Below are 14,931 nucleotides of genomic sequence, written 5' to 3'. Positions count from 1 at the left end.
TAGCGGCTTCGCCTTACCCGGCCTACATAGGACACCCGAAAGCCCGGTAAGCGTTAGCGCCACCGGGCTTTTTCATTACTTAGCGTCGTCAGGCAGTGCATACGCGACAATATAGTCGCCCATCTTCGTGCCAAACGAACCGTGACCACCTGCGGAGATGACAACGTACTGTTTGCCATTCACTTCATAGGTCATCGGCGTTGCCTGTCCACCGGCTGGCAGACGGCCTTGCCACAGTTTTTCACCGTTGGTCATGTTGTAGGCGCGCAGGTAGTTATCTGCGGTTGCCGCGATGAACAGCACGTTACCGGCGGTGGAGATTGGGCCACCCAGCATTGGCATACCCATATTGAACGGCACTGGAACAGGCATCGGGAACGGCATGCTGTCCTGTGGCGTACCAATACGTTTCTTCCAGACGATCTTGTTGGTCTTCAGATCCAGACCGGAGATGTAACCCCAGGCAGGCTGTTTACACGGCAGACCGAACGGAGAAAGGAACGGATTCAGGGTCACACCATAAGGAACGCCATACTGCGGCTGGATACCGGCTTCGGTACCGCTGCCTTTCGCATCTTTAGGCTGCTCCATTGGGTTACCCGGACCGCGTGGGATCAGACGGGAAACGAACGGCAGCGCCATTGGGTTAGCGATGGCGACCTGACGGTTAGGGTCAACGGAGATCCCACCCCACTCGAACATCCCCAGGTTACCCGGGAAGACCAGCGTGCCCTGCTCTGACGGCGGCGTGAAGATACCTTCATAGCGCAGCTGGTGGAACATCACGCGGCATACCAGCTGGTCAAACATCGTGGCACCCCACATGTCTGCACCGCTGAGGTCTTTCTCCGGACGGAAACTCAGATCAGAGAACGGCTGCGTTTTGGTAACGTAGTCGCCTTTAGCCGCGCCCTGCGGAACCGGTTTTTCCGGCGCAGGAACAACCAGCTTACCGTTGCTGCGATCCAGCACGAAGATGTTGCCGGTTTTGGCCGGGGCGTAAATCACCGGAACGGTTTTACCGTTAACGGTAATGTCCGCCAGCGTTGGCTGGGACGGCATATCCATATCCCACAGATCGTGGTGAACGGTCTGGTAGCTCCATGCCAGTTTACCGGTCGTTGCGTTCAGCGCCACGATGGAGCTGGCGTAACGTTCCTGCTCCGGCGTACGGTTACCGCCCCAGATATCCGGCGTGGTCACGCCCATCGGCAGGTAAACCAGGTCCAGCTTCGCGTCATACGCTGCCGGTGCCCAGGAGTTCGGTGAGTTAAAGGTAAAGGTGTGTTCATCCGATGGGATCGCGTTGGGATCTTTCGCGCCCGGGTCGAAGGCCCACAGCAGTTTACCGGTGTTCACGTCGAAACCACGGATAACGCCGGAGGTTTCGCGGGTAGAGAAGTTATCCGTTACCGAACCGGCAATCACGATGGTTTTATCGGTAATGATTGGCGGGGAGGTCGGCTCATACAGACCCGGCGTAGTGTCCGGCATGTTGGTCTGAAGATTCAGAATGCCTTTGTTAGCGAAGGTTTCGCACAGCTTACCGGTCTCAGCGTTGATGGCAAACAGACGGCCATCGTTCACCGGCAGCATAATGCGGCGAGGACAGTCGGCAATGACTTCCGGGCTGGCATTATCAGCGCGCGCTTCGTGGTAAGAGACGCCGCGGCAGGTGATGTGCTGGAACGACGGGTTGGAGTTCAGCTGTGGATCAAAGTGCCATTTCTCTTTACCGGTGGCCGCGTCGAGCGCGAACAGACGCTGGTGCGCCGTACACAGGTAGAGCATGTTGCCCACTTTAATCGGGGTCACTTCGTTGGTCAGCTCACCCGGATCGTTTGGCATCTTCAGGTCGCCGGTACGGAATACCCAGGCTTCCTTCAGGTTTTTCACGTTGTCCGCGTTGATCTGCTTCAGCGGGGAGTAACGTTGACCTTCCTGATTTCGACCATAGGCTGGCCAGTCGCCGTCAGCCACCTGCGAAATAGCCGCAGCCGGTGTGGATTCAGTGTTCAGCGTACCGTGGATCTCCTGCGGGTCGTTGAATCCGGCCCAGGTCAGGATGCCGCCACTAATCAGCAGGGCAACGATCAGACCGGCTACAGCACCACTGGAAGGGACGATCAGACGACGCCAGACAAACGGCAGGATCAGCCAGATACCGAAGAAGACCAGAATGTCGCTGCGCGGCGTCAACGCCCAGAAGTCGAACCCGACCTCCCAGACGCCCCAGATCATGGTTGCGAGCAGTAACGCTGCGTACAGCCACAGAGCAGATTGTTTTCTGCGTAAAAGCAGGACGGTTACGCCAACCATAACCAGACCCGCAATCGGGTAGTACCAGGAGCCGCCAATCGCGACCAGCCATACGCCACCGATTAACAAATACAGCGCGCAGAATGCGGCAAACGCGGCTGTTAATGTCACCAGTAGACGCGGCTGTTTAGTTTTTGTTTCAGCCATAGAAAAGTACTCGTCAGTTTTGTTAATTATTTGCTAGCAATTAATTATAGGTATTAACAACTGTGATCGGAATCACAAATATTGCTTTTTATAACTCATACGCCAGGGCAATCCATTTACTGGTATAATGGCTGGCTTGCGTATCGATGCCGGAACGAGAGTCATCCGCATTGAGAGATTTTCACTAAAATCATTTGGTTAGTAATATGAAACATACTGTTGAAGTGATGATCCCGGAAGCCGAGATCAAAGCGCGTATCGCCGAACTGGGTCGTCAAATCACCGAACATTACAAGGACAGCGGCAGCGAAATGGTGCTGGTCGGTCTGTTGCGTGGTTCTTTCATGTTCATGGCAGACCTGTGCCGTGAAGTGCAGGTGCCGCACGAGGTCGATTTTATGACCGCCTCCAGTTACGGCAGCGGCATGTCCACAACCCGTGATGTGAAAATCCTGAAAGATCTGGATGAAGATATTCGTGGCAAAGATGTGTTGATTGTTGAGGACATCATCGACTCCGGTAACACGCTCTCTAAAGTGCGTGAGATCCTGAGCCTGCGTGAACCAAAATCACTGGCGATTTGTACCCTGCTGGATAAGCCTGAGCGCCGTGAAGTGCAGGTGCCGGTGGAGTTCGTTGGTTTCTCCATCCCGGACGAATTCGTGGTGGGTTACGGCATTGATTACGCGCAGCGTTATCGCCATCTGCCGTATGTTGGGAAAGTAGTGATTCTGGACGAATAATTGCGGGCTGTTGCCCTCACCCCAGCCCTCTCCCACAGGGAGAGGGTGAAAACCCCCGGCTTTGTTATTTATGGTTCACATGCTTAAGCTTGAGGTTGGCAATTCCCGAGCGGTAACGCTGTTCCAGCGTTTCGCGGTTGGTGGCGGTCACTTCCAGATTGCGCAGCAGACCGTCGTGAATACCGTACGCCCAGCCGTGGATGGAGACCTTCTGCCCGCGTTTCCAGGCAGACTGCATAATCGTCGAGTGGCCCAGGTTATAGACCTGCTCCATTACGTTCAGCTCACACAGGGTGTCGAGACGGCGCTCCTGCGGCATTTCGCCCAGCAGTGAGCTATGTTTGAACCAGATATCACGAATGTGCAGCAGCCAGTTATCGATTAACCCCAGCTCTGTGTTTTCGACCGCCGCCTGCACGCCGCCGCAGCCGTAGTGGCCACAAATAATGATGTGCTCAACCTCAAGAACGTCAACGGCGTACTGCACAACCGAAAGGCAGTTGAGATCGGTATGAATAACCAGGTTAGCCACATTGCGGTGAACAAACAGTTCGCCAGGTTCAAGACCCGTCAGACGTTCGGCGGGGACACGGCTGTCAGAACATCCAATCCAGAGAAAGCGCGGGTTCTGCGCTTGCGCGAGTTTTCCAAAAAATCCGGGGTCTTCCTCCACCAGCATTTTTGACCATAGTGCATTGTTGCTGATGAGTGTATCTATGTCGTTCATGGAGGTTAGCGACCTGTAACCAAGTGATTGCGTTGCGCTACTATAGGGTAACCCGACTTTTAATGAAACCACACAACGTGTGTCAGAACTTAAGGTAAGTTGAATTCATGGCGATTGCACTGGAGCTTGAACAGCTCAAAAAAACCTACCCGGGGGGCGTTCAGGCGCTGCGCGGGATAGATCTTAAAGTCGAAGCGGGAGATTTCTACGCGCTTCTGGGGCCGAACGGGGCGGGGAAATCCACCACCATCGGGATCATCAGCTCGCTGGTCAACAAAACCTCCGGCCGCGTCAGCGTGTTTGGCTACGATCTGCAAAAAGATGTGGTCAACGCCAAGCGTCAGCTGGGGCTGGTGCCGCAGGAGTTCAACTTCAACCCGTTTGAGACGGTACAGCAGATTGTTGTTAACCAGGCGGGTTATTATGGCGTTGAGCGCAAAGAGGCGCTTGAGCGCAGCGAAAAGTATCTGAAACAGCTCGACCTGTGGGAGAAGCGTAACGAACGCGCGCGGATGTTGTCCGGGGGGATGAAGCGCCGCCTGATGATTGCCCGCGCGCTGATGCACGAGCCAAAGCTGCTTATCCTTGATGAGCCGACTGCTGGCGTGGATATTGAACTGCGTCGTTCCATGTGGGGCTTCCTGAAAGATCTGAACGATAAAGGCACCACCATCATTCTGACCACGCACTATCTGGAAGAGGCGGAAATGCTGTGCCGCAATATCGGCATCATTCAGCACGGTGAGCTGGTGGAAAACACCTCGATGAAGAATCTGCTCTCCAAGCTCAAATCAGAGACCTTTATCCTCGATCTGGCGGCGAAAAGCGCGCTGCCGAAACTGGAGGGCTACAACTATCGCCTGGTTGATACCTCGACGCTGGAGGTAGAAGTGCTGCGCGAGCAGGGTATCAACAGCGTGTTCTCACAGTTGAGTGCGCAGGGCATTCAGGTATTAAGCATGCGTAACAAAGCAAACCGACTGGAAGAGCTGTTTGTCTCTCTGGTGCACGACAAACAAGGAGACAAGGCATGACGCATCTTTACTGGGTCGCGCTGAAAAGCATCTGGGCAAAAGAGATTAACCGCTTTATGCGTATCTGGGTGCAAACCCTGGTGCCGCCGGTGATCACCATGACGCTCTACTTCATCATTTTCGGTAACCTGATTGGCTCCCGCATTGGTGAGATGCACGGTTTTACCTATATGCAGTTTATCGTGCCGGGCCTGATCATGATGGCGGTGATCACCAACGCTTACGCGAACGTAGCGTCGTCGTTCTTTAGCGCCAAGTTCCAGCGCAACATTGAAGAGCTGCTGGTGGCGCCGGTGCCAACGCATGTGATCATCGCCGGTTACGTGGGCGGCGGCGTAGCGCGCGGGCTGTGCGTGGGGATTCTGGTGACGGCGATTTCGTTGTTCTTCGTCCCGTTCCAGGTGCATTCGTGGCTGTTCGTGGCGCTCACATTATTGCTGACGGCGATCCTGTTCTCCCTCGCCGGGCTGCTGAACGCGGTGTTTGCTAAAACGTTTGATGACATCAGCCTGATCCCGACCTTCGTGCTGACGCCGCTGACCTATCTGGGCGGGGTGTTTTACTCCCTGACGCTGCTGCCGCCGTTCTGGCAGGCGCTGTCGCACCTGAACCCGATTGTCTACATGATCAGCGGCTTCCGCTTTGGCTTCCTCGGCATTGCCGATGTCCCGCTGTTCACCACCGTTGTGGTGCTGGTGGTGTTTATCGTGGCATTCTATCTGCTGTGCTGGTATCTGATCCAGCGCGGACGCGGGCTGCGTAGCTAACCTTCTGCCCGGCGACGTTCTGTTTGCCGGGCACTTTCTTTGACAGTTATCACCGTAAACTAACCTTCACCTGGATAAACTACTCGCCTGCTAAGGAGAGACGTTATGCTGGGATGGGTGATCACCTGCCACGATGAAGAGGCACAGGAAATGCTGCTTAAGCTGGAGGCCCGATTTGGCCCCCTGGCGCAATGTCGTGCGGTAAATTACTGGCGAGGGCTGAGCACCAATATGCTCAGCCTGATGATGTGTGACGCGCTGCATGAAACCGACACCGGCGATGGCGTGATTTTTCTCACTGACAGATCCGGCGCGGCGCCATACCGTGCGGCTGCCCTAATGAGCCATAAGCACGATAACTGTGAAGTAATCTCCGGTATCAGCCTGCCTTTACTCGAAGCGATGTATCCGCTGCGCGCAACGTTGAGCAGCGCTGAGTTTCGTCACGCCATTGTGGCGCAGGGCTCGCCGGGCGTGAGCAGCTTGTGGCACCAGCAGCAGAAGAACCCGCCTTTTGTTCTGCTTCACGATCTGTATAAGCATTAAACATTGGTATTGATGCCGCTTTTGTTACAATGGCGGCTGATTTTCTGTGTCGATTTATATTCCATGCTCAAACGCGTTATCTTTATCCTTCTGCTCGTGGTTTCCGGTGGTGCGTCTGCCAGCCTGACCAGTCAGCAAGGCCTTCCTGCCCAATATATGCAAACCACCGAAGATGCGGCCATCTGGGCGCAGGTGGGAAATGCCGTTGTGAATGTGGGGAATGTCCGCGCCGGGCAGATCCTCGCTGTCTTTCCGGCCGCGGCGGATTACTATGAATTTCGTTTCGGATTCGGTACGGGGTTTATTGATAAAGGCCACCTTGAAAAAGTTCAGGGCAAACAACGCGTTGAGGATAGCCTGGGTGACTTGAACAAGCCGCTCAGTAATCAAAACCTCATTACCTGGAAAGACACGCCGGTGTATAACGCCCCCAGCAGCGGAAGCGCGCCCTTTGGCACCTTAAGCGCTAATCTTCGCTATCCGATTCTGAATAAGCTGAAAGACCGCCTGAACCAGACCTGGTTCCAGATCCGTATCGGTAATCGTCTGGCATGGGTAAGCAGCCTGGATGCGCAGGAAGATAACGGGCTACCGGTTCTGACCTACCATCATATTTTGCGTGATGAAGAGAACACCCGTTTTCGACATACCTCCACGACGACCAGCGTACGTGCGTTTAATAATCAGATGGCCTGGTTACGCGATCAGGGCTACACCACGCTGACGATGTACCAGCTTGAAGGGTACGTGCGTAACAAGATGAACCTGCCCGCGAAAGCGGTGGTGATCACCTTTGATGATGGCCTCAAATCGGTGAGCCGCTATGCGTATCCGGTGCTGAAAGAATATGGCTTCAACGCGACGGCGTTTATAATTTCATCCCGAATCAAAGGCCACCCGCAGAAGTGGGATCCAAAATCGCTGCAGTTTATGAGCGTTCAGGAAATTAAGGGCATCCAGGATGTGTTCGACATTCAGTCTCACACTCATTTCCTGCATCGCGTGGATGGCTATAAACACCCCATCCTGTTGAGCCGTAGCTATCACGTGATCCTGTTTGATTTTGAACGCTCACGTCGTGCACTGGCTCAGTTCAACCCGCGCGTATTGTATGTGTCGTATCCATTTGGCGGCTATGACAATAAAGCGATAAAGGCAGCGAATGACGCTGGTTTTCATCTGGCAGTGACGACGATGAAAGGGAAGGTGAAGCCGGGGGATAATCCGTTCCTGTTGAAGCGTTTGTATATCTTAAGAACGGATTCACTGGAGACGATGTCGCGGCTGATCAGTAATCAGCCGCAGGGATAGCGGTTAGTCGTATGAAAGGGTGAATACGCCGGTGGCTTTAAACGACCCCGGTTTCACTGTGTTTCCGTTTGCTACCAGTTGAGCAACATAATTAATTTGCTTGGATTCAGGGGTTTGGTAGTCCGTTATGACATAGGATGAGTCAGGATTATTCGGCAGGAGTTGAGAGGTTCCGTTATACATGATTCTCACGCCTGCGCCCTCAGCTCCGGACGAAAGCGTATTACCAAGAAGATCATTATTTTTTCCGGTTAGCTTTGAGGTGGTGAGTTTGGTTGTGATATTTGCCACACCGGTACAATTGCTTAAGCTAATGGAAAAAGGGATATCCTTAACCCGATTGTTTTTAATGTCTGAAACATAATATTCTCCCAGGTTAACATTATTAGTACCATCCGATAGCATGGCCATGTCGCAGGTTGGAAGAACGATCGGGATCTGGAATGAGTCCTCGTTGACCATAAATGTCCATGGTTGGTTGTCACTATCATCTGGATTACCAATAGCCATTTTACCCAGAGTGCCGGGTTTGGGTCTGATTGAGGTTTCTTTGTTCGGGTTGCCTCTGTAACCTTCATCAATATAAATTTGAACTGAGGTGTTTATCCATTTTTCATCCCACGGGTCAGATTTTCCGGAGGAGGCAACGGTAGTCCAGCCAGTAGTATTCATAGCGAAGTAACCACCCATGCCTCCAGTGCTTTCTGCGGTGTGCACCCTTACGGAATAATAAATCCCCGGAATATTTGTTTCAAACATAGCCCTGCCATAACTACTCCCCATTAGCAAGGTCGGGTTTGTTTGTGACACGAGGTTAAAACCATCGTCCCCCGGACCACATTTGGCCTGAATGCCTGGTGTCAGGTTAACGTTAAAAAGAGTACTGGCGTAGTTACCCGGAGGGGGAAGACGTACAGTGCCACCTGAGTAGTCAGAATTGATTAGCGTGGTTGTGCCGCCTTTTCCATTATTCATTTGGCACTCCCCTGCCCAGCAGGAGTGGCTGAGGGTTAATAACGCGCTCGCCATGGCAAACGCCATTGTGCCTTTCACGTTGAAACCCTGTCTTATAAAGTTGAACATTCTCATCCTTTTTCCTGTTCTGATTATTATTCGTAAGTGACGTCAACCAATACTTTACTGGTAACGACACCACCAGCCACTACGCCAATATTTTGATATCGGGCATAGAACTGATAATCCGTTAAAAATGCAGTATCCTGACCGCTTACGTCATAAGTGATTTTTGACGTGCAGTCGTTGTTTAAAACATTCTTTTTATATTTTTCAGAGAAAACGACGACGCCGACATTTTTTGCCGCGCCTGCGGCGGTATCATCACTTTTGAAAACCTGATTTTGTCCTGGCCAGAAACCCGACTGCGGCGAAAAGCTAAAACTCAGCTTTTTAGCCGTACCGCTGTCTCCATAGCAATCATCTACATGGATCTTAAAAGGCGTACCGCCTGCATCATCGGTTGCAGTAAAACGATCGCTACCATCCGGGTTATAAAACCAACTGCGCATCGCATTGGGGAGATAAATTTCGCCGTCATTTTCCACGGTCATCTTACAGGTGCTATTAACAATGTTAGCGGTAATATTTACGTCTAATCCTGAGCTTGCCTGGCTTACGCCAGGCAAGATGCCACCAGCCAAGCCCATAAGCAACACAAGACCGGGCTGGTATAAAATAAACGGTGATTGTTGCATACTGGTTCCTGGTATTATGGATAAGCGATAGTGAACGTGACTGGCGCAGTAACCGCCCCCGCGCCTACATCAGCAATGGTTTGGCCTTGCCCGATAACGATACGGGAATTCATCGGGAATTCACCGGTACCATCAGTAATGGTGACATCCTTAGCAGCCGGAGGCGTGTTACAGCTCATAAGCTCGCCAGTATCGACAACACCCGACCAGATCTCAAAGCCCGTTGCTAAGCCGCCAGAGTAAGAATCACCCGTCTTGTTGACGCCACTGCATTCACCACCAGCGCCTTTCGCAGCGGACACCGTTGCCTTGGTTACTCCAGAACAGTTGGTGAAACTAATCTTGAGCGGCTCGACACGGGTTTTGTTCACCAGATCGGATTTGTATACGTCGCCGAACGCAATTTCAGTGGAGGCTGTGCCTGCATCGTTAAGTACTTTTGCGGTACATGTGCCTGATACAATTTTTGATTTAATCGTTAATTCGACACTAGGGGTGCCTGTAATTGCTGCGCTTGCCATTCCCGAGAACAGAAGAGCAGAAACGGACAGGGCGATAAAAGTAGAATTGAATTTCATAATGTTGCTCCGTTTTCCTGCACTAATCACTCGTAGCTAAATTCAAAGGTCGCCACGGCCTGAAAATCACCAATGGTCATGCTGTTTTCTTTTGTTTCACGTAAGGTGGCCACCAGAGCAACTTCCTTATTCTGGATTTCTGTCGGACTCCAGACCAGGCGCTCTGAATCCAGGGTTGAGTTAATGATAAAAGGAGTATTTGGTGCATCGGCTCTGGCGATTTCAGCCGCAGAGTAATCAGCGCCACCGTTAGTTTTTGCAATCTGGTTAACAAGGCCGCTAGCTAAATAACCTGATTTGGTTCCTTTTACGGTTGTTTTTAACGAGGTCAGCGACGCCGGGCATTCAACGAGCACAATTTTGAAATTGGCATTTGCCGTTCCGGCTTTGACATCATCTAAACGTACCTGACCGTTATTACCGATAGTCAGCGTTTGCTGCGTATCTGAACCCGTACCGCCGACCAGTTTCATATCGCAGGTGGTTTCGCGGATATTGGCAGTGAAGTTAACATTGAGATCGGCTGCCGCAGCAGAACCTGACATCGCTAACATTGCTAATGCGATTAATGAATAACCGCAATGATTTTTCTTCATATTATTTCCCATGGGTGTGATTCCCTGTTTTAACATCATTACATTTGGCACTGTTGATTACTCAGAATCGTGGTTAAGCCTGCTTTCTTCGCATTTTCAGGAATCTGATAATGCACCGTGCAAGAGCTGGATCCATCGCTTCCCCATACCACCCGGAGAGCGCCTTTGTCTTCCACACCGCGTACATAAGCTTGTCCTGCCTGGCCTACCGTTCCGATAGATTCGTTTTTCTCATTCAGAACGTCTGCACCTAACGGAATAAAGCCGTTATCAGAACGTTGTAATTCCAGAACAAGCGAACGACCTTCATCCGTTTCAAAATTCACTAATACAACGGAGCCATTGCGAGGTACGGCAACAGCGCTGGTATTTTTGATTTCAACGTCTGCTTCGAGAGTGCTGATATCGAGCGATACTCGGTTTTCTCTGTAGGCTGACATATACGGCATAATCCCGTACCCGGAGCTGTTAATGCGGCTTTGGCCGTAACCCAGCCGAGCACCCGTTGCGCCACTTGCTTTTACCAGCGCAAGTGAATCCGTTTCGCCGATACTGCCGGATGTAAATACAACGCCACCCGAGTGAACAACCATTCCGCCGTTATAACTCGCGGAATACTGTTTACTATTGTCATCGCCAAAGGACGCTGAGACACCGAGCGGCCCGTAAGGACTGTTCCATGAGCTATAGCCACTGACCTGGTTCAGGTTGCCGTAGTTGCCCCCGCTTGATGAGGCGCTAACGGAATAGCTCACTTCACTGTTTTTGGAGTTGCCGCTTGCCGTAGAGTTAAAACTGGTACCGCCTTTTAAATCAGTGCGCAGGCTCATGTTGACGTTATTAAATCCGCCTGACTGCGCGCTATCTTTATTGAATATGCTGAATGGAATACTGACGTTTAAATAAACGCTGTCATCCTTTTCCCCTGTTTCGTTGTACGTGCGTTGCACAGAAACGCTATAGCTACCGTAAGCAAAACTATTGTTGTAACCCACGCTGTAGTCGGAAGTGGAGCTGGAGTCATTCCAGTAATCCTGCCAGGTGCCGCTAATATAGAGTGAGCCGTATTCATCACCGTTAACATTCAATGGCTGATTCAGGCTGACCTGTATCTGGTTTTTGGTACGCTGATAATCAGCATAAAGCTCGGCATTGCTGTCATAAGATCGATTGCCATATTCCTCGTGATGAATACTGTCCTGCAATGAGGCGGCATCGTTAAGGCTGAGATAATCTTCTGTAGAGAAGCGATAAGCTGCCACGTTAAGAGATGTGTTAGTGGCTTCAAGCATTTTGCTGTAGGTCAGCCGATAACTTTGCCCTTTAAGCGTGTCCAGCCCGTCGATATCGGCATAGGACCCGGTAACATCTAATGCGAATGCACCAATACGGGTATTCATAGCCAGACCAAGCAGGCCGGCGTAGAAATCCATATCCGTATATTGCGCACCCACGTAACCGGTAAAGGTGTTATTCAGACCATACGCGTAAGTTGCGTAGCCAACGTTTGGCTTATCGTGCAATGAATCATCATTCAGCTCACCTAAACCCACATCCCAGCGGCTGGAGCCTGGGCGGAGCATTTGTGTAACTGAGGAGAACGGAACGGTAAACGTCCGTTTACTTCCATCGGCTTCCTCTACAGTGACAATCAAATCATTGCCATAGCCTGTTGTACTGAGGTCATTGATCTCGAAAGCACCGGGTGGAACGGTGGTTTCATAAATTTTATTGCCGCTTTGCGTTACGCTAACTTTGGCGTTACTGTTTGCCACACCACGAATTACTGGCGCGTAGCCAGAGGTGCCTTCCGGGAGCATGCGGTCATCGTTATACATACGCGCACCACGCAGGCTCACCGAGTCAAAGACATCACCGCGTGTGTAGGAATCACCCATTACCATCTGTGCGTTAAGTGGTGTGATGTCTCGCTGGAGGTAGATATCCTGGCTGGAATAATGTGTGCCATTATCGCTGTCCCAGTTCAGACTGCCGCGAGAACGTAAACGCCACGGCCCCACGTTCAGGCCATAATGCAAGCCCGCATAAGCGGTATCTGAATTGGTGCCGTTTGACTCGCTGTGCCAGGTATTAAGATCGTATGAGAGTAATCCGGCCGGAACACCATTATCCCATAATGAAGGGTCGACATACCCTGCTGGAAGTTTAAGCACGTAGATTTGCGGGAAATTAAGATCCATTTCCTGCTTGCTACTATCAAAATTTTCAGAAGCACCGGGATAATATTTTTTGATATCTACGCAAGACGTTTCGTCGTCTTTGACATCATCGCCTAATATGCTGGTATCAACGCCTGCCTGTGTCAGCGTGAGTTTAGTCAGACATGCTGAGGCACGTGGCGTTTTGTTATCAATGAATGTCATCTCGACCGTGGATTTTGAATTGCCATTCAAATTCACTTTTACACGGTAAGTACCTGGCAGAACTGGGTTGCCATAAGCATAACGATCGACATTGATACCTCCACCATTATCGATAAGGAACTGGTCATTAAATTCAATGGCCGATTCTGTTTCGGATGAGGTGTCTACAGCTTTTTTTTCAGTCTCGCTGGCATGCAGAGGAAATGCTGCACAGATTGCGAGACATAAAATTGATCGTTGAAATAGCATGCTTCATCCAGACAAGTCGTCGTATGAATGCTATGAATCATTCATACGTGTTATATTTATAATGTGGCGGTGGTGCGGTTATTAATTTACTTTGCTTTCAAAAGTATCAGAGCCGCCATTGTCATTAATGGTTTCGTAAGCAACAGTGCCGGTGGCAGTACTACCTAAACCTTTTACCTGCATAATTTGAGTACTAAACGGTAAAATAGATTTATGCTCAACCTGGTACTCTTTATTTGCTGATTTCAGCTTTACATTTGAAATAGAAACGTTGTAAGGGGAATCATTGTGTGCGATCAGGTTTAGCGTATTACCTTGTTTTTGTTGTGACCACGTTACTTTGGCTGCTGCATCTCCTGGCGTACCTTTCAGGCCGTCAGGTCGGAAAAAGAGTTTAATACGTGTGCGGAATGCCAGCTGGAGCTGGTTAGGATTTTCACCGTCTTTCACTTTTGACTTCGGTGGAATCTCGAGCACATTGAACCAGAATAGGGATTCGCGATCTTGCGGCAATGAACCACCCAGGTACGAGATCCGAACGGATTGACCTTTTTGCGGATCAATTCGGGATACTGGTGGAGTAATAATAAACGGTAGTTTTAATTCCTGTGGATTGGTGTCATCGCGACCGTCATCGAGCCATGATTGAACTAATAGTGGCTTTTTGCCACGGTTGTCTAAAGAAACAATGACATCTTTTTGCGACTGCTGATAAACAATACGTGTTCCCGAAATAACGATATCTGCGCTTGCCTGGAATGACGCGACAGCAGCAGCTGTAAAGCAGGCAGCTTTAAATCCTTTATAAAATGATGTGCTTAACATTTTTCCACTTCCTGTTGGAATGATATCAATAGTCCCCTGACGTACGTCAGGGGATAATATGAGCATTTTATTTATGCGCTTAAAATTACTCGTAGATCATGGTGAATGCAGCTTGTGCCTGAACCACACCAGCTGACACTGGGTTGTTGGCCGCATCCCAGTTCTGACCCTGGGTATACGCTACACGGTAGTAAAGTGCGCCTGCGCCTGTGGTATCAATCGTTGCTTTCTGGGTATTGTTGGTCTGATCCAGTTTGATCTGATCGGTAGCGGAGTTGCCATCGTTTGACAGTACCAGATTGACGTTTTTAGCGGCGCCTTGAGTATTTGATGGTGGAACCAGCAGACCGCCGGAAGTTGAAGAAGAACCCGCCCAGGAATCAAACTGAGCAGATGCCTGGTTGACGGTAGCAGAATCACAACCTGTCAGGGTGAGGGAGAATTTCTTTTCTCCCAGGGTGCTGGTGGTACCCAGCGCATTAGCGAAGTCTTTTACAAACACGGTATCCAGGTTAACGTCAAAATCATTACCATCCTGGTCAATCTTCTGATCCAGGGATACTTTACAGGTGTTATTAGAAACCATACCGTGGAAAGTAATAGTGCCTGTATCTGAAGGAATATCAGCTGCCATTGCAGAACCCGCACTCAGAACCATTGCTACTACAGTTGCCAGACCTAATTTATTAAAAGACATTTTTTATATCCATATTTAAATGCTAGAAAAGTGAACATAAGCAAGGCTTATGTTCGTTCCGAACAGATGCTTCGGGAAAAGGATTCTAAGTGATGAGTAATGGTTGTGAGAAGCCGTTAGGCGTTAGAAATACTTAAACGATCTTTAAGTCAATATGATTATTTAATAGTGAATGATAATAATTGTTCATCATTTTGATGAGCAGGTGTTCAGCAGTGTGACTTGAATATATTAATAAAAATATATAAAAAGAATGCTATTCATTTTAATTATGTATAAATTACCCAACCTATTTG

14 protein-coding genes are annotated in these 14,931 nt (G+C 50.2%); 5 read left to right on the top strand and 9 right to left on the bottom strand.

Annotated features, from left to right (window positions below):
• Positions 1-75: 75 nt before the first annotated feature.
• Positions 76-2,466 carry a glucose/quinate/shikimate family membrane-bound PQQ-dependent dehydrogenase gene (locus IPZ49_RS22230; protein WP_063146435.1) on the bottom strand — a complete coding sequence of 797 codons (2,391 nt, stop codon included), beginning with the start codon at positions 2,464-2,466 and terminating at the stop codon, positions 76-78.
• A gap of 206 nt (positions 2,467-2,672) precedes the next feature.
• Here IPZ49_RS22230 and hpt point away from each other — a divergent pair, with 206 nt between their 5' ends.
• A complete protein-coding gene (gene hpt, locus IPZ49_RS22225) occupies positions 2,673-3,209 on the top strand; it encodes a hypoxanthine phosphoribosyltransferase (RefSeq protein ID WP_003856303.1) in 537 nt (178 codons plus the stop codon).
• A gap of 64 nt (positions 3,210-3,273) precedes the next feature.
• On the opposite strand, the gene can is transcribed toward hpt, so the two are convergent.
• On the bottom strand, positions 3,274-3,936 hold the full coding sequence (can, locus tag IPZ49_RS22220) for a carbonate dehydratase (protein ID WP_003856301.1): 663 nt from the start codon (positions 3,934-3,936) through the stop codon (positions 3,274-3,276).
• 107 nt (positions 3,937-4,043) lie between these two features.
• Here can and IPZ49_RS22215 point away from each other — a divergent pair, with 107 nt between their 5' ends.
• From IPZ49_RS22215 to IPZ49_RS22200, 4 genes are all read left to right on the top strand, one after another.
• The gene (locus tag IPZ49_RS22215) at positions 4,044-4,970 is read left to right on the top strand and encodes an ABC transporter ATP-binding protein (protein WP_003856300.1); all 927 of its coding nucleotides are present in this window, start codon (positions 4,044-4,046) and stop codon (positions 4,968-4,970) included.
• Positions 4,967-5,737 carry an ABC transporter permease gene (locus IPZ49_RS22210; RefSeq protein WP_022647074.1) on the top strand — a complete coding sequence of 257 codons (771 nt, stop codon included), beginning with the start codon at positions 4,967-4,969 and terminating at the stop codon, positions 5,735-5,737. The genes IPZ49_RS22215 and IPZ49_RS22210 overlap by 4 nt, the downstream gene beginning before the upstream one ends.
• A 105-nt stretch (positions 5,738-5,842) precedes the next feature.
• The gene (locus IPZ49_RS22205) at positions 5,843-6,283 is read left to right on the top strand and encodes a PTS sugar transporter subunit IIA (RefSeq protein WP_063146436.1); all 441 of its coding nucleotides are present in this window, start codon (positions 5,843-5,845) and stop codon (positions 6,281-6,283) included.
• 63 nt (positions 6,284-6,346) lie between these two features.
• Positions 6,347-7,594: a polysaccharide deacetylase family protein gene (locus IPZ49_RS22200; protein ID WP_063146437.1), complete on the top strand. Its 1,248-nt coding sequence runs from the start codon at positions 6,347-6,349 to the stop codon at positions 7,592-7,594.
• A gap of 3 nt (positions 7,595-7,597) precedes the next feature.
• On the opposite strand, the gene IPZ49_RS22195 is transcribed toward IPZ49_RS22200, so the two are convergent.
• From IPZ49_RS22195 to IPZ49_RS22165, 7 genes are all read right to left on the bottom strand, one after another.
• Positions 7,598-8,683 (bottom strand): fimbrial protein, encoded by a 1,086-nt coding sequence (locus IPZ49_RS22195; protein ID WP_063146438.1) that lies wholly within the window; start codon positions 8,681-8,683, stop codon positions 7,598-7,600.
• A gap of 20 nt (positions 8,684-8,703) precedes the next feature.
• A complete protein-coding gene (locus tag IPZ49_RS22190; protein WP_193762875.1) occupies positions 8,704-9,306 on the bottom strand; it encodes a fimbrial-like protein in 603 nt (200 codons plus the stop codon).
• A gap of 14 nt (positions 9,307-9,320) precedes the next feature.
• Positions 9,321-9,884 carry a hypothetical protein gene (locus IPZ49_RS22185; protein ID WP_023299346.1) on the bottom strand — a complete coding sequence of 188 codons (564 nt, stop codon included), beginning with the start codon at positions 9,882-9,884 and terminating at the stop codon, positions 9,321-9,323.
• 26 nt (positions 9,885-9,910) lie between these two features.
• Positions 9,911-10,480, bottom strand: a complete 570-nt coding sequence (locus IPZ49_RS22180; RefSeq protein ID WP_032625598.1) for a fimbrial protein — start codon at positions 10,478-10,480, stop codon at positions 9,911-9,913.
• Between the two features lie 38 nt (positions 10,481-10,518).
• Positions 10,519-13,113 carry an outer membrane usher protein gene (locus IPZ49_RS22175; RefSeq protein ID WP_023299348.1) on the bottom strand — a complete coding sequence of 865 codons (2,595 nt, stop codon included), beginning with the start codon at positions 13,111-13,113 and terminating at the stop codon, positions 10,519-10,521.
• A gap of 81 nt (positions 13,114-13,194) precedes the next feature.
• Entirely contained in the window at positions 13,195-13,938 is a 744-nt protein-coding gene (locus tag IPZ49_RS22170) for a fimbrial chaperone (protein ID WP_022647082.1), read from the bottom strand.
• Between the two features lie 85 nt (positions 13,939-14,023).
• On the bottom strand, positions 14,024-14,635 hold the full coding sequence (locus IPZ49_RS22165; RefSeq protein ID WP_023299349.1) for a fimbrial protein: 612 nt from the start codon (positions 14,633-14,635) through the stop codon (positions 14,024-14,026).
• Positions 14,636-14,931: the final 296 nt, after the last annotated feature.

The sequence above is a fragment of the Enterobacter cloacae complex sp. S2 genome (assembly GCF_015159675.1).
GTDB lineage: Bacteria > Pseudomonadota > Gammaproteobacteria > Enterobacterales > Enterobacteriaceae > Enterobacter > Enterobacter intestinihominis.
This window is presented reverse-complemented; position numbering and strand designations above follow the sequence as displayed.